Genomic DNA, 18,553 nt, shown 5'->3' on the forward strand with positions numbered 1-18,553 from the left:
TTTACTAACTATACATATAACTTTAAAGATTATCTTTTATAAAAACTTTACAAATGCAAATATCTTTCACTTTAAATTTAAAGTCCTTTATCTAAATATAATACATATATCCACCAGAAATAGATTTATTATACTCAGAAACCAAATCCTCTAAAGTAATTGAATTGACTACCATATCAATACTTTCATTAAGTTTACTCCATATACTATTGTTTATACATTCTTCAATTTTATCATCTATCATATCTTCCGAATTTACTACATGCAAACTTCCTTCAAGAGCTCTTAATATATCTCCTACTAATATTTCATGTGTATTTTTTGAAATTATATATCCACCTTGTGGTCCTTTTATACTATTGACTATTCCATTTTTCTTTAAAGCAGAAAATATTTGTTCAAGATATCTTTCAGATAAATTTTGTCTATCCGCTATATTCTTTAATGGAATGGGCTCTTCCCCAGTAGCATTTACAGCAAGATCAACCATTGCCCTTAATCCATATCTTCCTTTAGTAGAAATTTTCATATCTAGCTCCTTTCCCTACAACTCCTATCAATTTACTATGATTATAATTCTATAACGCTCTCTTGTCAACTATAATCTATATTATTTCAACATCAATTTTTAATATATAAGTTTCAACGAATACCCTTAATTGCATTAAAATTCAAAGGATATAAATGATTACTGGACAGTCAAAAGAAATCTTAACATAAACTCTAATATACTGTGGGATACAATATCAACTATTCTAAATTGGAAAAATATAAAGAACATCCAAGAGATATTCGTCTTAATACTGAAAAAGCTGCAAAAGCAGGACTAAATTTTTCTAATACAGAAGCTGCTATAAAAAAATGTATAAAAGATTATAACTTTAACTTTTAATAAAAATATCATTAAATAAGAATGTTGCGTAGCAACATTCTTATATTACCCAGTCGCCAATCACCAATCCCCAGCGTAAAGAAAAAAAATAAAAACAATTAAGAACAATTAGATAAAAATAAATTAAAATAGACTTAAAGATAGATTATATCTACTTTAAGTCTATTTTGCTTTATTTTAATTTTAGTTTTGCATTAGCAAAACGTCATTGTCTGGGGACTGGAGATTGGCGACTGGTGAGTAGAATAAAATTGTTTCACAATTTTATTCTATTCTTCCTCTTTAGTTTCTACTTCTATTTTTTCAAGCATTTCTTGAACCTGTTCTAAAGTACAAGCTTTTGTACCATCCAAAGTAACCGCGGCAGCACCACATGCAGTAGCAAATCTTAAAGCTTCATTAGACTTGTAGTTATTTAATTTACTGTAAACCAAACCTGCTACCATGGAATCTCCAGCACCTACAGTACTTTTCACATCTACCTTTACTCCTTTTGAATGATAAATCATTTCATCGGTTACAAACAACGATCCTTTTTCTCCAAGAGAAATTAATATATTGGATACTCCTTCGTTTTGAAGCATCCTTGCAGCTTTTATTAGTTGTTCTTCTGAATCTGATTCTAAATTTAAAAGTCTAACAAGTTCATGATTATTAGGCTTTATTACATCAGGTTTTCCTTTAATTCCTTCTTTTAATAGTTCTCCATCTGCATCTAAAATAACAAAAGCTCCTTTTTTCTTAGCTATTGTTATAAGCTGTGCATATATATCTTTAGGCACCGATGGACTTACTCCTCCTGCTAAAACTACTATATCATCCTTATTACACAAATTTTTAAATTCCTCTAAAAATCTATTCAATTCATTTTCGCTAATTTCAGGTCCAGCTTCATTTATATCTGTATAAACTTTATTTGCAGTATCAACAATTTTTGTATTTGTTCTAGTATTTTCTTTTATATGGATAAACCGTGTATCTATTCCTCTAGCCTTCAACTCTTCTATAAATGTTTTTTCCAAATTTCCACCTAAAAATCCTGTACAAATTGAATTAACATTAAAATTCTTCAATACCTTTGATACATTTATACCTTTTCCACCTATGTCATATCTTAAATTAGATACTCTATTTACCATTCCTAATGTAAAATCCTCTATGCTTAAAGTCTTATCCATGGCTGGATTTAATGTCACAGTAATTATCATAATTTTTTCTACAGCAAAATATTGCCGTTTCCCCCTCTATATTTTATCCATAATTTTATTATTTCCTAACTTCTCTCAAAATCTCTTCTTCAACCTTTTTAACATCTGGTACATAACTTTTTAGAAGTTTCATCTCACCTTTAAATGTATATCCACCTAAAACAGCAGGAATTAATACACTATCGCCTTTTTTTATTTTTTCAATTCCTTCTTTGTAATGAATTTCTCCTTCACCCTCTACACAAGTAAATGCATAGAATCTTTCTCTATCACTAATTTCAGTAAAAGATATTTGTACATCATATAGTTCTAATGAAAAATCTTTACCTAAACATAAATAAGATTTGCTGTATCCATCTCTCTCTACTAAAATACCAGTACTTTTATTTCCACTCAAGTTAAGGTCAACAACATCTAAAGCCTTATTTATGTGAAGTTCTCTTCCTCTATTATAATCATATACCCTGTAAGTAGTATCGCTATTTTGCTGGATTTCTGCAATAATAACTCCCTCACCGATAGCATGAATTAATCCACTTTTAACAAAATAAACTTCACCCTTTTTTACAGGAATTCTATTCATGTATTTATCTAAAATTCCTTCTTCAATGGCTTTTTTAAATTGTTCTTTAGTACATCCTTCTTTAGTTCCTACAATCAGATTAGCACCTTCAAAAACCTCAACTACATACCAAACCTCGGTTTTTCCCATTTCACCTTCAACTTCTTTTCCATACTTATCATCTGGATGAACTTGAACTGATAATTTATCTTTAGCATTTATAAGTTTAATAAGTAACGGGAACCATTCCTTAGAAATTTCAGTTCCTATAAGTTCTTCTCCTTTTAATTCAATTAGCTTGTCCAATCTAACTCCTTTAAATTCTCCATTTGCAACCACACTTGTTCCATTTGAATGACAAGCTATATCCCAGCTTTCTCCTATATTTCCTTCAGGTAAATTATCTCTAAATAACTTTAGATCTCTACCGCCCCATATTTTTTCATAATATAAATTTTCAAATTTTAATGGATACATTTTCATACCTCCAATCATTAATGTTAATATTCACATATTTACCCTAAATTTATAAACTTTCACATTTTATCATATCACTTTTATTTAACAACAGCCACATATCAATGTTCAATTTACTTCCGTATCAATAATGTGGAAACTTTAGATTTTAACATAAAGAAACATTTAAAAAGAAGCTTCTTTTTAAATGTTTCTTTATGTTAACCTATAAGCTTTTTAAAGTTTTCTAAAAATTCCTTTCTATCTTCCTTAAAAGCATTCTTCTTGATAAATTTAGTCAAGAAAGTTTGGTAATTCCAATCCTTTGTACGTGTATAATGTTCCTTAACTATAGTATATATATCCTGTGGGAAAATTAACATCCCATATAAAACTTCTAGCTCTTTTTTATTAAGTTCATTAAACATACAATAATTCTTAATAATTATATCAGCTTTCTCTATATCATAAGCAGAACTTTTTTCTACTTTTGTTATGAAGTTGCACAAATCATGTACCTTTAAATCAATAATTGAATAATCAAAATCTACAAAATAAGCTTTGTTATCTTTTATCAATATATTATGATGAGCTAAATCATGATGGCATAATACTTTCTTATCCTCACTACTGCATAATTTATAAAAATAAGACTTTTCTAAAACCTTAATACTTTCTATCATTTCTTTTTTATAATCTTCTATATTACTTAAGAATATTTCATCAAATTCATCTTTTTCTTTATTTAAAGAAGCTATATTTTTAAACAAATCCATCTCTTCTAATTTTCTTTTAAAACTCTCCAGTATATTACCACAAAAACATCTTTCTCTTTTTTCATAGTTGAAGCCTTCACAAGCTTTGTGTAATTCTCCTAATCCTTGTGAAGCTATAGTTACATCAATTGGATTGCTGTATTCACTCTCTCTTCCTTCAATTAAATCCATAACACAGTAAATACCATTTTTGAAATTTACATACACTTTATTATCCTTTGTCCTTTGAAAATTAAATATTCGTGTAAAACCATTTCTTCTTATATAATCAATACCTGTATTAATAAATTCTAAATCATCAGTATCATAATCTATTTTCTTTAAAATTTTATTGCCTTTGTCCGTAATAAGTATAAATACTTTTCTAACAGGTATTACATCTTCTACATTAAAATCATATTCCTTATAAATATCTAAATTTAAATCATATTGAATCAATGCCTTCTTATCTTTATATTTTCCTTTTTCCATCATCCCCTCACCCTCTTTCTATAAAATAAAATTCTTATCATCAACTACTATTTTTTCTAGCTTTGTTCTATATTTTTCTTCTTTAAGATAACCATTATTTTTTTTATACCTCATACAACATTTCATAAACTCATAAGGATATAACAACAAAGCTTCTATAAACTTTTGACTTTTTAAACTTAAATTTTCAAACTCACAAAATTTGTTTATTAATTCTTCCAAACTTAATATATTAAATTTCTTTTTTATTTTTGCCAGAAAATAAACAGCATCCAGTTCTACCATATCATAGCAGCACCCTTGGAGATTTACTATCTCCATTTGGTCCCTTTTATTTAAATTTGTAAAATAAGTATCACCCAAACACACTTCTACTCTATTCATACTTCTTCTGATAAGCTCTAAGTAATCATTTTCATATATTTCATCTATACAATTTTGTGCTTTATCTAAATACCCTTCTGCACATTGGAGAAATAATTTTTCGAAACTATTTAATGCCGATTTTTTCTTTACAACTTCAAACTCTCTTCTTATTTTTTTTATATAAATTTTATATTCTTCAACAGTTTTCCCTCTTTTGTCCTCTAATTTATGTCCTATATAATTATCGTAACCCATAACTTTACTGTGAAATTCACTCATTAAACAAAGCTGATTTATTATATGTTCTTCATTTATTTTAATTGTTAGTTCTTTTTTTTCCTTAGAATTTATGATTCTTATTCCTCTTTCCATAACATATTCTGAAAAAGATTCTCTAGGTGAGTTTACCATAAGCCTCACCCCTACTTATCTTTCTTTTTCATTTTACTTACCAAATATTCTCTTTCTCGTTCTAGTTTTTTTAACTTCTTTTGCCTTCTTTTTATCTTCTTCAATCTTTTTATATAGCTTTTTAGGTCATCCAGTTCCTTGTCATACTCATCTACATCTACCTTCTCATGTTCTTCAAATATGCTTTCATAATTTTCATTTTCTTTTTTACTCATACTACTCCTCCCACTTAAATTCATTTAAAAATTCCTGTTTTTGCTCTCTATCTTCAATATATTTTTCTAACTTTTTTAAAAAGAATTCTTCTCCCCAATCTTTTTTTTCCCAATAATATTGAATACCTCTTTGCCAATAATCCTGTGGAAATTCCATAAAAGCTTTTATAATTTCAATAGAATTACTTTTTACTTTATTGATAGAATTATAAGCATCTATTACCTCTTTTGCATTTTTATTATCCCATTTTCCATACTTCATTCTTCTTATAAGCAGACTTGCTAAATCATGTAGATACGTATCTAAAATACAGTAGTCAAAATCAATTATGTTTACATTATTTTCACTATCAATTAAAATATTATGATTTGCATAGTCATGATGGCAAAAAACTCTATTTTTAATCTGAGTTTTCATTTCTGAAATATAATCACTTTTTATTAAATCTTGGATTGATCTATCAGCTCTTTTCAGTTCTTCCTCCATTATGCTGAGATAAACTTCATCGAATTTTGACTTTTTATCTTTCTTTTCTATCCTATTTTTAAAATCTAAAATCTCATTTTTACGTGTTTTATAGGTTTGTATCCATTTTAACCATCCTATTCTAGGTTTCATTTCTCTTGTTACATTAAATCCTTCACTAGCTTTATGAAGCTCCGCAAGCTTTAAAGCAGCTAGCTTTACATCTAGAGGATTATCATAATTGCAAAGTCTTGCATTTATCCAAGGAGTCAAATAAGCATAATAGTCTGTAAGCTTTATATAATCAAGACCATCTTTTGTTTTAATTATTTGGGGAATTTTTTGAAATCCGTTTTGTTGAAGATGTTTTATAGCACTAATAATAAAAAGGAAGTGTGGAAATTCATATTTTATAACTTTAAGGCAAAATTCATCCTTAGATGTACTAAGTTTATATACATTTTTCACCTTTTCTATGGCATTAATATGCAGCTTAAACTGTTTTTCTACTGTTGTTTTTACCTCATTTATATCCAAATGCCATTCCTCCATAAACTACTTCTCTTTCTAGTATATGAATATGTTTTTAGTGTGTGAATAATTGCTATCTTCAACCTTATTCTTAAACCTCTTTCTCTTTTAATTCTTAAAATTTAAAACCCTTATCACATTTTCACATACTCTTTAATATGTATATATATATAGGGATTGTTTAAGGAGAGGGTTCAATGAAAATTGCAATTGATGCTAGAGGTATCAATTGGTACAGAGGCACCGGAATTGGTACTTATACAGAAAATGTTGTAAAAAATTTAATTGACATAGATAAAAATGATTATTTTCGCCTCTATTGGTCAGGTAAAGATTTTGAAAGTTTTCATAGACAAAATGTAGATATAGTTATGACTTCACGTAGACACCATAGATTTTTTGAACAGACTTATTTTCCTTATGATTTAGAAAGGGAAAATATAGACATTTATCATGTACCACAAAATGGAATTGGATTAATTGAAGAAATTAAATGTAAAAAAATAATTACTATTCATGATTTAATTCCCTATATAATGCCTGAGACTGTTGGAAAAGGTTACTTACTAAAATTTTTAAGAGAAGTTCCCTACCTTATACAAAATGCAGATGGAATTATAACCGTTTCAGAATACTCAAAAAAAGATATATTAAAATTTTTCCCTATAGATGAAAATAAAATCTTTGTAACTCCTCTAGCAGCTGACAGCATTTATAAACCTTTAAATAAAGAAGTTTGTCTTAACTTTCTAAAAGAAAACTACACTATAGAAACTCCCTTTATATTGTATATAGGTGGTTTTAGCCAAAGGAAGAATGTAGAAACGCTTATAAATTCATTTATTAAAATAAGTTCCAATTTTGATAAAGACTATTCTTTAGTTATTGTTGGTGCTAGAAAAGATTTAGGTACTTTTCTAAGTCGTAAATACACTAACTCTTCTAAAATAATTTTCACTGGCTTTGTTCCTCAAAATGATTTACCATATTTTTATAATGGCTGTGAAGTTTTTGTATATCCATCACTTTATGAAGGCTTTGGTTTACCACCTCTTGAAGCTATGAGCTGCGGTACTCCTGTGATAACATCCAATATTACATCTATCCCAGAAGTTGTTGAAAACAGTGGTATACTTATTAATCCTTATGACGAAGATGAACTTGGAAAATCCATAGAAAAAGTATTAAGCGACAATCTTCTAAAGCAATCATTAAAAGAAAAATGTCTTAAGCAGGCTTCTAAATTTTCTTGGATTAAAACATCTCAAGCCACACTTGAAGCATATAAAAACATATTCAATTCCACCACCGTATAGGCAAAATAAAACTGCAGTATGTATATAAAGCTATACATCTGCAGCTTTCATTCTTAATATTTATTTAGAATCATTACCCTTTAGAGAACGCATCATTACCTTTTTCGTTGTAAACCTCTTTCCACATCTTATCTGCATATGGTACCCAATCATCTGCAATTTTTTGAATATTTTTTTTGAATTTAGAATCGTAGAGCATAGTTTTTCCACCTTCATCAGTTGGTTTTGCTCCTACTTTTTTACAAACTTCTCTAACTACATGTGGATTATCAATCATCATACAAGGTCTTAACATATTTTTATTGTATGGCTGTCTATGTCTTAACTCCCTAAAGAATGGATCTCTAAATACATCTATTAACTTCTTGTTTTTTAAATTTTGAGTTGCAAAATGAGCAAAAATGCATGGTTCACAATCCCCATGTACATTTACATGAAAGAAGAATTTTCCCGCAATACATCCTCCAACAAATGGAGCATCATTAAAGAAATCCATTGTAAAATATGGTTTTGTATTCCTTATTTCATGAGTTCTCTTACCTAGATACACCCTTTGTTCTGGCGTTAACATCAAATCATAATCTGGATTTTTTGTTCCGCATGGCATAAATAAGAAGTACCAATTTACCTTAGCTCCTTTTTCTACTAATTTATCGACAAATCTGTCTGATAAAACCGAATCTATGTTCAATCTTGTAACCGCTGTGGATACACCAAATAATACTCCTCTTTCATTTAACAAGTCCATTGCATGCATAACCTTTTTATATGTTCCTTTTCCTCTTCTAGCATCTGTCTCTTCTTCCTCACCTTCAACAGACAACATTGGAACTACATTTCCCAAGTCTCTTATCCTATCTGCAAGTTCTTCATCAATCATTGTTCCATTAGTAAAAGGTGAAAACATCATATCATCATATTTTTCATACAAATTAAGCATCTCTTTATAAAAGAAAGGCTCTCCCCCCAAAACTATTACCCAGTATATACCTAACGCTCTAGCCTCTCCTATTATTCTATCTACTTCTTCTATAGGCATTTTAGGTTGGTTTAACAAATCTGCTGCATAACATCCCTTACATCTTAAATTACACTGCATAGTTGGACTTATAAGCATTGTAAATGGTATTTTGGTATCTTCTTCCTTTAAATATTTAGACCTTTTAGAACCTCCATACCAATTAGCATTTGATAGAAAATTAGTAAATAATTTCTTTAGGCATTTTTTATTTGTTTTACCTAAAACATTTTGCACCAGCTGATGTGTAGCTGGCTGTGTTTTATAATAATTATAAACCACTTCTATTTGTTCTAGCTGTTGCTTATCTTTAGTAACCTTTTTTATTGCTTCAAAAATCCTATCAACATTTTTTTCGGGATTTTTCTCCATGATGTCTACTACAGTGTTAATAATTTTTTGTTTTACACTCTTCTCTAAGCTGTCTTTTACACTCATTACAACTCCCCCTAATAATTGAAATATTGAAAATATTCCTTAATAATTTAATATGCAAGTTCATTGCCATTATATTCCTAATTAATTGAAGCTAAATATTTTTAGAAAGATGTTTTCAAAGTAATGATACATAAAAAAAGAATGTTGCGACGCAACATTCTTATATTCCCCAGTAGCCAATCACCAATCCCCAGAGTAAAGAAAAAAGATAAAAATAAATTAAAATAGACTTAAAGATAGATTATATCTACTTTAAGTCTATTTTAATTTATTCTAATTTTAGTTTTGCATTAGCAAAATGTCATTGTCTGGTGACTGGGGATTGGCGACTGGTTACTAGAATAAAATTGTTTCACAATTTTATTCTATGATGTTTCCTTCCGTCCCAATTATAACTTCACTATATGGAACGATTATATTGGATTCAAGCATTGCTCTTTTAACTGAATTTACAATACCAGTACAGCATGGAACTGACATTCTTACAACCTTTATACTTCTTATATTATTATTTCTTAATATCTCTGCTATCTTATCTTTGTAGTATTCATTATCATCAAGTTTTGGACACCCTATCATTGTTATATGATTCTTTATAAAATCTTTGTGAAAATCAGCATAAGCATAGGCAGTACAATCTGCTGCAATTAATAAATCTGCATTTTCTAAAAAAGCTGATTTAGGATTTATTAATTTTATTTGAACAGGCCATTGTCTTAATTCAGATATATTTTTAATTTCTGTTCCTCTGGAATTCTCTGTTACTGAACTTTTATCATCATGAGTTTTACTTGTGATATCTTCTCTTTTAATCATCTTCGCCATAGTTCCTGGACAACCACAAGGCATTGGTTTAGCAACTTCCTTCTTTTTCTTCATTTCTGCCATTCTATCTTGAACAGCTTCTTCATTATATTCAGATGCTTCTCTTTCTATAATTTTTATGGCATCTGTAGGACATGCTGGTAAACAATCTCCTAATCCATCGCAATATTGGTCTGATACAAGTCTTGCCTTTCCATCTACAAGTTCTATTGCTCCCTCATGACAAGCTGTAACACAAAGTCCGCATCCATTACATTTTTTTTCATCTATTGAAATTATATTTCTTTTCATTTTAAATTCCTCCATTCACATTTTTATCTATCAATTAGTATTCAAAATACTGTTTACTCATTTCTTGATTTAATTATAATAAATCTTATATAATTAATACGTAACCTATGTTACAAAACTAGAAATTTATTTTAAAATTTAAGGAGAAACATATGAATTCTATAGTTAACGATTTAAAATTTTGTATGTTATTTAGTAATTTTTCTGAAGATGCACTATGTAAAATACTGACAGATATCAGTTATAAAACATCTTCTTTCAATAAAGATCAAACAATAGCCTTGGAAGGAGATCCTCTATCCAACATAGCAATAGTTCTTGAAGGAAATGTAGAAGTACAAAAAAATTATCCTTCTGGAAAAACTGTAACTATAAATAAAATCAAACAAGGCGGTATCTTTGGAGAGGTTATAATATTTTCAAATATGAAAAACTATCCTTCAACAATAATTTCTACTGATAACTCAAAAATACTCTTTATAGCTAAAACTGACATAGTAAATCTTTGTAGTTCAAATACAATTTTTCTTAATAAATTTATGGGATTATTGTCTAACAAAATACTTATGTTAAATAAAAAACTTAAGAATCTATCCTATGGAACTATAAGAGAAAAAATAGCCAGCTTTCTTCTTGATGAGTACAAGAAGCAAAAAAATCTAACTATAAATATAAAATTCTCCAGACAGGAGCTTGCTGACCAATTTGGTACAACTCGTCCATCCCTGTCTAGAGAATTAATCAACATGAGAGATGATAATTTAATTGAATTTACTCGCACTACTATGACTATCGTAGATTTAGATAAATTGGAAGAGTGCTTATTCTAGCTTATTCTTCACCCATGAATAATTTAATATCATCTTCCACACTGCCAATACCTGCAATACCAAAATTCTCTACTAAAACCTTAGCAACATTTGGTGATAAAAAGGCTGGTAGTGTTGGCCCAAGGTGAATATTTTTAACTCCTAAATGCAATAATGCAAGTAGTACTATTACGGCTTTTTGTTCATACCATGCAATATTATATGAAATTGGAAGTTCGTTTATATCCTCTAAACCAAATACTTCTTTTAATTTTAGAGCTATTATGGCAAGTGAGTATGAGTCATTACATTGACCTGCATCAAGTACCCTTGGTATTCCACCGATATTTCCTAACTCCAACTTATTGTATTTATATTTAGCACATCCGGCTGTAAGTATTACAGTATCCTTTGGCAGTGCTTTTGCAAAATCTGTATAGTAATTTCTACTCTTTATTCTTCCATCACAACCAGCCATTACAAAGAATCTCTTTATAGCACCACTCTTTACTGCCTCTACTACTTTATCGGCTAGTGCTAACACTTGGTTGTGAGCAAATCCTCCTATTATTTCTCCTTTTTCAATTTCTACAGGAGGCTTACATTTCTTAGCATGTTCTATTATTTTTGAAAAATCCTTGGCTTTTCCATCTACTCTATCTGGTATATGTTTTACTCCTTCAAAACCAGCTTCTCCTGTAGTATATACTCTATCTTTATAGGAATCCTTTGGTGGAATTATGCAGTTTGTTGTCATCAGAATTGGTCCATTGAAGCTTTCAAATTCTTCGTTTTGTTTCCACCATGCATTACCGTAGTTACCTACAAAATGGTCATATTTCTTAAAAGCAGGATAGTAGTGTGCTGGCAGCATTTCACTATGAGTATACACGTCTATCCCAGTTCCATCTGTTTGTTTAAGAAGTTTCTCAATATCCTTTAAGTCATGGCCGCTTATTAAAATTCCTGGATTACTTCCAACGCCTATGTTAACATTTGTTATTTCTGGATTTCCATAAGTTTCAGTATTAGCTTTATCTAATAATGCCATTACATCTACGCCATATTTTCCACACTCTAATACAATACCTGTCATTTCATCCACAGTTAATCCACCATTAGTTGTTGACGCTAATGCTTTTTTTATAAAAGTAAATATTTCATTCTGTGTATATCCTAAATTATGTGCATGATGGGCGTAGGCTGCCATTCCTTTAACTCCATAAATTAAAAGCTCTCTTAAAGATCTTACATCTTCATTTTCTGTTGATAAAACTCCTACACTCTTTGCTTTTTCTTCAAATTCTTCTACAGTGCTTCCTGTCCAAAGTGCAGAATCATGACTTATATCCTCTACATTTTCTCCAGCTTTTATTAATGCTAATTTTAATTCTTCTCTTAATTCTAAACCTTTTTTTATTTTATCTACAAAAACAACTTTATCAAAATTTGCATTAGTTATAGTTGCAAAAAGTCCATTCATTATAAATTTATTTATTCTTTCTGTTAGTTCTTCTAATTTTTCAGCTTTTACAGCATATAATGAAATCCCTTTGATAGTATACATTAATAAATCTTGTAAATTTGCTACATCATCTGTTTTTCCGCAAACTCCTCTATTGGTGCAGCCTTTGCATCCAGCTGCCTCTTGACATTGATAACAAAACATACTCATAGGTAACCCCTCCATTTATTTTTATTAAAATACTGTTCAAAATTCATCTTATGCTTAAATTATAAATAGATATAAAAAAAGAATCTGTAACATTTGTTACAAACTCTTGCTTTATTTTAAGAATGGATATTTTTTCTTTTTCTTAAAAACATTTTGTTAATTAAGTAGGTTAATATATTTTCCACCTCCTATTTATGGTATGATATAATATAATTTAATTGGTTTTATTCTTATAATAAAACCTTACTAAAAACAAAGAAAAAGGTGGATGGTATGAAATTCTTTAATGAAAAAAGTTCTAAAGTATTAGAAGAATTAAATGTAAATTCCAGTACAGGATTATCAGTTTCAGAAGCAAAAACTAGACTAGAAAAGTATGGTCCTAATGAGTTTACAAGACAAGAAAAAGGCTCCCTATGGGATGACATCAAAGAATCCTTAACAGAACCTATGATGGTAATTCTTTTAGCAGCAGCATTAATTAGTGCCTTAATTGGAGAAGTTCATGATGCTATTGGAATTGTATGTGCTGTAGCCATAGGTATAACAATAGGTATTGTAACAGAAGGTAAATCACAGAAAGCTGCAGAAGCCCTTTCAAAAATGACAGAAAATATCGAAGTTAAAGTCCTTAGAAACGGAAACGTCATGCAGATAAGTAAAAATGACTTAGTTCCTGGAGACATTGTATTTGTTGAGATGGGAGATATGATTCCTGCTGATGGAAGATTAATCGAAAGTATTGATTTAAAAGTTAGAGAAGATATGCTAACTGGAGAATCCGAAGATGTAAAGAAGAATTCAGATACCGTAATTGAAATGGAAAAAATTGAATCTAAGGGTAATACTATTGTACAAGACCCAATTCCAGCTAAGCAAATAAATATGGTATTTGGTGGTACTCTTGTTGCCTATGGAAGAGGAAAATTTGTAGTTACGGCTACTGGTGACAACTCTGAAATGGGTAAAATTGCAAGTAATCTTGAAGATGGTGATGTTGAAACCCCACTGCAAATTAAACTTGGAGATTTGGGTGGAAAAATTTCAAAGCTATCTAGTGCTATTGCAGCTATTCTTTTCATAATTATGCTTGTTAAAATGATTTTAGCACACACACTATCTGTTGATATTTCTGGCATCATGCCATTCTTAAACTCTATTGAACCAATTAAGACTTCATTTGTAGTATGTGTTGCCTTAATAGTTGCAGCAGTACCCGAAGGACTGCCTACTATGATAAATATGACTCTTGCAATAACCATGCAAAAAATGGCTAAAATCAATGCACTTGTCACTAAAAAAGAAGCTTGTGAAACTATAGGTTCTGTAAGTGTAATTTGTTCTGATAAAACAGGTACCCTTACACAAAACAGAATGTCTGTTGAAAAAGTTTATTTAAATGGTAAGTTTAGACAAAGAGAAGAATTAAGTGATAGAAGTAATTATTTTATAGATAACTGTTTGATTAACTCCACAGCCGATTTAGAAAAATCTGATGGAGAAGTTAAGTATTTAGGTAGTGCTACAGAAGGTGCTCTTCTTTTATATAATGATTCATATGATTATGTAAAAGAAAGAGAAAAAGCAACTATTCTACATCAAATTCCGTTTACTTCTAAACGTAAAAGAATGAGTACAATTATTACTGAAAATGATGGCTGCACAGTTTTAACCAAAGGTGCACCAGAAGTTATTTTGGATTTATGCAAATATGAACATGTAAATAATTCTACAATAGAATTAACAGAAGAAAGAAGACAAGAAATACTTAAAGAAATTGAAGGACTTCAAAAACATTCTATGCGTGTTCTTGGTTTCTCATATAGAAGTATTAATGAAGAAGTTGCAATGTCAACAGAAACTGGTGTTATAGAAAATGATTTAGTATTCACTGGATTTGTTGGAATAAAAGATCCATTAAGACCAGAAGTTAAAGAGGCAGTACACACTGCTAGAACTGCAGGAGTAGCTACTAAAATGCTTACTGGTGACAACATTAATACTGCTATTGCAATTGGAAAAGAACTTGGTCTGCTTCAAGATGGACTTAGAGCTGTTGAAGCTACTTATATAGATACTTTATCCGATGAAGAGTTACAAGAAGAAATTAAAACTATAGCTATAGTGGCACGTTCAAAACCTGATACAAAAATGAGAATTGTACAAGCATTGCAGACAAATGGAGAAGTTGTTGCAGTTACTGGTGATGGAATAAATGATGCTCCAGCTTTAACTAAAGCAGATGTAGGTATTGCAATGGGTATCGCAGGAACAGAAGTTAGTAAAAATGCAGCTGATATAATATTAACTGACGATAGTTTTGGTACTATAGTTAAGGGGATAAAATGGGGACGTGGAATTTATGAAAACTTCCAAAGATTCATTCAGTTCCAAATTACTGTTAATATTGTTGCCTTCTTAACAGCTATTTTATCAGTAATATTTGACTTTGAAATGCCGTTTACTACCATACAATTATTATGGGTAAACATTATAATGGATGGACCTCCAGCATTGTCTCTTGGTCTTGAACCTGTTCGTAATGCAGTTTTAAATAGAAAACCTACAAATAGAAATGCTAGTATAATAACTAAAACAATGATTAAATCTATGATTTTAAATGCAATATATATAACAGCAGTAATTATGATACAAATGGTCTTTAACCCACTTGGAGCAGAAGTTGCACCTGAAGGCTTTAAAGGCCCAAGTGAAATGGAAACAGTATTATTTGCATTATTTGCATTTAACGCATTATTTAATGCATTTAACTGTAGAGAATTTGGCACAGACAGTATCTTCCCTTACTTTAAAGATAATACTATAGCTTTAAAAATAATAGGAATTACTGCCGCTGTTCAAATATTTATAACAGAAGCATTTTCTGGATTCTTCAATGCAGTACCTTTAAGTCCTGTAATGTGGCTTAAAATAATTGCATCTTCGTTCTTAGTAATAGTAATAAATGAAGTTGTTAAGTGTATACTTAGAATGCTTAAAAAAGAAGAACATGTATCTTCATCTTCTGATGAAAATATTGCAGCATAAAACAGATAAATTAAAAAGAAGAGCTGAATTTAACTAGCTCTTCTTTTTAATTTATCTGTTATTTTTTAACCTGCTATATTGGCAAAATAACTTTAAACTCCGTGCCCTGTTTTTCCTTACTTGAAACAGTAATTTTTCCTTTGTGAGCTTCAACTATTCTTTTAGTTATAGTTAATCCAATTCCTGCTCCCCCTGTTAATCTTGTTCTCGATTTGTCTGCTCTATAAAATCTTTCAAATATATATGCTATATCACTCTCAGCTATACCTATCCCATTATCTTTTACACTAAATTCTATAAACTCTTTCTTTTTATCTAATATTATTTCAATTTTTCCTCCTTCCGTTGTATATTTAAAAGCATTAGAAATAAGATTTATACACATTTGGCTAATCTTGTCCTTATCAGCATAAATCATTTGTTTTTTACAAACATATTTTACTTCTATATTTTTACTAAGAAACTTACTTTCAAAATTCAATATAATATTTTTTATCACTTCACTTACATCAAAGTTAGATTTATTTAAAACAAAATTTTCACTTTCATATATAGTCAACTTTTCTAAATCACTAACTAAACGATTTATTCTAATTATTTCTTCATAACAACTCTTCATTCTATCCATTGTAGGTTCCCAAACTTCATCTATAATGGCCTCCATATGACTCTGAAGCGTAGTCAGAGGTGTTCTTAGTTCATGAGATACATCTTCTGTTAATCTTTTCTGCAGCATTTCATGTTCCTGTAGCGTTTTTGCTAAATAATTTATTGTTGTTGTCAGCTTATTTATTTCTTTAATATCTGATTTTTCATTAATTCTTTCAGTATATTTACCATCTGAAATTTTTTCTGCTGTGTCAATTACTCTTGAAATAGGCCTGCTCAACCCTGAAGCTATTATTACACCTAAAATTACTGCAATAAATAAAGATACTGCACCTACTGCTATAAGAATTTTATTTAAAGTATCTAAAAATACCATATCATTATCATTATAATAAAAAGGGCCATAATGTCCGATTTTAACTATACCTACTTTTTTAGACTTGCTTAATAAATTATATTGAGTTTCTTTATATCCTCCCTGCCAATTGGAATAATGTTCTGTCATATTCTTAGCCATATGGGCTATTATTGATTCACATTTTCCATTATTATATATATTAGCATCCCATATTACTTCTCCTTGTGAATCCTGAATACTTATAATTAGACCATTTTCTAAAGCATCTATTCCTATGCTCTCAATTCTATTATAATTCCATTTTCCTTCTGAGCTATATTGCTGACTTACCATAGAAACAATATCCTTGCTCTTACTTTCTATGGTTTGGATTATATAATTTTCAAACTGTTTTTGTAAAAAAATATTGGCGCCAACACTTATTAAAAGTATACAAACTATAGCTACAAACATATGTGAAAATGTTAGTTTTCTTCTTAAACTCTGTTCCACTCTATTCACCACCAAATTTATAACCTATTCCATGAATAGTAAGTATATACTCTGGTTCTCTAGTATTATCTTCTATCTTATGTCTAAGATTTTTAACATGTGTATCTATTACTCTGTCGAATCCATCATAATCTTCGCCTAAAACCATGCATACTAATTCCTCTCTTGTGAATGCCTTTTGAGTATATTTTGCCATAGTTAAAAGTAGCTTATATTCCGTTGCAGTTAAATTTACTATTTCTGAATTTTTCCTTACTTCATGCTTTAAATCATCAATAACTAAATGCCCATTATTAAAAATCATTATATCAGATGTTAATCCACTTTCTGTTCTTCTCAATAAAGCCATAACTCTTGCAACAAGTTGTTTAGGACTAAATGGCTTTGTAACATAGTCATCAGCCCCTATATTAAAACCGCCTAAAATATTTTCCTCTTTTACTTTAGCTGTTAACATTATAATAGGCACTCTAGATTTTCCTCTTAAAGTTTTGCATATTTCTTCTCCTGATAAATCTGGAAGCATTAAATCCAATATTATCAAAGATATATTATTTTCTTCAAATATTTCTATAGCATCTTTACCACTATAAGCTTCAAAAACATTATATCCGTCTTTTTCCAAATATGATTTTACTACTTCAACAATTTTTTTTTCATCATCAACAACAAGAATATTTTTTTCCATTGTCATAATCCTCACCTCTTTTTATTTCTACACTAAATAGCCTTCCAATTATTCATATTATATTTACAGCTTAATTTTAATTACTAATTATGTGTTTTTTATGAACTTTTAAATGCTCCTTTTATATTACTGTTTAATCTACTTATAATAAAACTCCTCTATGATACTATTTTTTCATAGAGGAGTTTTATTATGATTTCTTTTTTTGTAGTTTTTATTTATTAAACCAAGTTATTTAGCAGCATCCGCCTCCACAGCAGCAGCCACCATTTCCTACATTATCCACCTTTACTACATCATATCCTGCATCTTCAACAGCTTCTTTTAATGCACTTTCTTCTACTGCACTACTTAATTCTACCAAAGCTGATTTATCCTCTAAATTAACTTCTACATTAGCTACTCCTTCTAATTCCATTAAAGCATTTTTTACATGCATAACACAGTGACCACAACTCATTCCTTCAATTAATAATTTCTTTTTCATTTTAATCTCTCCCTTTCTTTAATTACCTAAGTTTCGTACAAATATAAAACTTATATTTGTACATAATTACCTGTTATTATTATCTATAATATTCCTTCGACTTCCAATCTTTTAGGCGAAGCCTGCTGGAATAATATACTAAATT

Annotated in this window: 17 protein-coding genes; 4 read left to right on the forward strand and 13 right to left on the reverse strand. The window is 29.4% G+C overall.

The window, feature by feature from the left end:
- Positions 1-91: 91 nt before the first annotated feature.
- Positions 92-529, reverse strand: a complete 438-nt coding sequence (locus tag OIO11_RS09915) for an RrF2 family transcriptional regulator (protein ID WP_268071291.1) — start codon at positions 527-529, stop codon at positions 92-94.
- Positions 530-760: 231 nt separating this feature from the next.
- Between OIO11_RS09915 and OIO11_RS09920 the strand changes: the two genes are divergently transcribed.
- Positions 761-892: a hypothetical protein gene (locus OIO11_RS09920; protein ID WP_268071292.1), complete on the forward strand. Its 132-nt coding sequence runs from the start codon at positions 761-763 to the stop codon at positions 890-892.
- A 269-nt stretch (positions 893-1,161) separates the two neighbouring features.
- Here OIO11_RS09920 and pfkB read toward each other — a convergent pair whose 3' ends face one another.
- From pfkB to OIO11_RS09950, 6 genes are all read right to left on the reverse strand, one after another.
- Positions 1,162-2,100, reverse strand: coding sequence for a 1-phosphofructokinase (gene pfkB / locus OIO11_RS09925; protein ID WP_268071293.1), 939 nt, complete (start codon positions 2,098-2,100; stop codon positions 1,162-1,164).
- Positions 2,101-2,158: 58 nt separating this feature from the next.
- Positions 2,159-3,139 carry a type I phosphomannose isomerase catalytic subunit gene (locus tag OIO11_RS09930; protein WP_268071294.1) on the reverse strand — a complete coding sequence of 327 codons (981 nt, stop codon included), beginning with the start codon at positions 3,137-3,139 and terminating at the stop codon, positions 2,159-2,161.
- A 200-nt stretch (positions 3,140-3,339) separates the two neighbouring features.
- Positions 3,340-4,368, reverse strand: coding sequence for a CotS family spore coat protein (locus OIO11_RS09935; RefSeq protein ID WP_268071295.1), 1,029 nt, complete (start codon positions 4,366-4,368; stop codon positions 3,340-3,342).
- Positions 4,369-4,383: 15 nt separating this feature from the next.
- A complete protein-coding gene (locus tag OIO11_RS09940; RefSeq protein ID WP_268071296.1) occupies positions 4,384-5,142 on the reverse strand; it encodes a spore coat protein in 759 nt (252 codons plus the stop codon).
- Between the two features lie 11 nt (positions 5,143-5,153).
- Entirely contained in the window at positions 5,154-5,357 is a 204-nt protein-coding gene (locus OIO11_RS09945; protein ID WP_268071297.1) for a hypothetical protein, read from the reverse strand.
- 1 nt (position 5,358) lies between these two features.
- Positions 5,359-6,360 (reverse strand): CotS family spore coat protein, encoded by a 1,002-nt coding sequence (locus OIO11_RS09950; RefSeq protein WP_268071298.1) that lies wholly within the window; start codon positions 6,358-6,360, stop codon positions 5,359-5,361.
- Positions 6,361-6,551: 191 nt separating this feature from the next.
- Here OIO11_RS09950 and OIO11_RS09955 point away from each other — a divergent pair, with 191 nt between their 5' ends.
- Positions 6,552-7,670: a glycosyltransferase family 4 protein gene (locus OIO11_RS09955; RefSeq protein WP_268071299.1), complete on the forward strand. Its 1,119-nt coding sequence runs from the start codon at positions 6,552-6,554 to the stop codon at positions 7,668-7,670.
- Between the two features lie 73 nt (positions 7,671-7,743).
- On the opposite strand, the gene OIO11_RS09960 is transcribed toward OIO11_RS09955, so the two are convergent.
- The gene (locus OIO11_RS09960) at positions 7,744-9,126 is read right to left on the reverse strand and encodes a radical SAM protein (RefSeq protein WP_268071300.1); all 1,383 of its coding nucleotides are present in this window, start codon (positions 9,124-9,126) and stop codon (positions 7,744-7,746) included.
- Between the two features lie 360 nt (positions 9,127-9,486).
- Positions 9,487-10,242: an ATP-binding protein gene (locus OIO11_RS09965; protein WP_268071301.1), complete on the reverse strand. Its 756-nt coding sequence runs from the start codon at positions 10,240-10,242 to the stop codon at positions 9,487-9,489.
- Positions 10,243-10,394: 152 nt separating this feature from the next.
- Here OIO11_RS09965 and OIO11_RS09970 point away from each other — a divergent pair, with 152 nt between their 5' ends.
- Positions 10,395-11,072: a Crp/Fnr family transcriptional regulator gene (locus OIO11_RS09970; protein WP_268071302.1), complete on the forward strand. Its 678-nt coding sequence runs from the start codon at positions 10,395-10,397 to the stop codon at positions 11,070-11,072.
- Between the two features lies 1 nt (position 11,073).
- Here OIO11_RS09970 and hcp read toward each other — a convergent pair whose 3' ends face one another.
- Complete coding sequence (hcp, locus tag OIO11_RS09975) at positions 11,074-12,726, reverse strand: hydroxylamine reductase (protein ID WP_268071303.1); 1,653 nt, start codon at positions 12,724-12,726, stop codon at positions 11,074-11,076.
- A 273-nt stretch (positions 12,727-12,999) separates the two neighbouring features.
- On the opposite strand from hcp, the gene OIO11_RS09980 reads away from it, so the two are divergent.
- Entirely contained in the window at positions 13,000-15,774 is a 2,775-nt protein-coding gene (locus OIO11_RS09980) for a calcium-translocating P-type ATPase, PMCA-type (RefSeq protein ID WP_268071304.1), read from the forward strand.
- Between the two features lie 73 nt (positions 15,775-15,847).
- Here the strand turns inward: OIO11_RS09980 and OIO11_RS09985 are convergent, their stop codons facing one another.
- From OIO11_RS09985 to OIO11_RS09995, 3 genes are all read right to left on the reverse strand, one after another.
- Positions 15,848-17,233: a sensor histidine kinase gene (locus OIO11_RS09985; RefSeq protein ID WP_268071305.1), complete on the reverse strand. Its 1,386-nt coding sequence runs from the start codon at positions 17,231-17,233 to the stop codon at positions 15,848-15,850.
- 1 nt (position 17,234) lies between these two features.
- Positions 17,235-17,927: a response regulator transcription factor gene (locus OIO11_RS09990; protein WP_268071306.1), complete on the reverse strand. Its 693-nt coding sequence runs from the start codon at positions 17,925-17,927 to the stop codon at positions 17,235-17,237.
- A gap of 229 nt (positions 17,928-18,156) precedes the next feature.
- A complete protein-coding gene (locus tag OIO11_RS09995; protein WP_268071307.1) occupies positions 18,157-18,408 on the reverse strand; it encodes a heavy-metal-associated domain-containing protein in 252 nt (83 codons plus the stop codon).
- Between the last annotated feature and the right edge of the window lie 145 nt (positions 18,409-18,553).

This window comes from Clostridium sp. ZS2-4, assembly GCF_026719745.1.
Taxonomy (GTDB): domain Bacteria; phylum Bacillota; class Clostridia; order Clostridiales; family Clostridiaceae; genus Clostridium_H.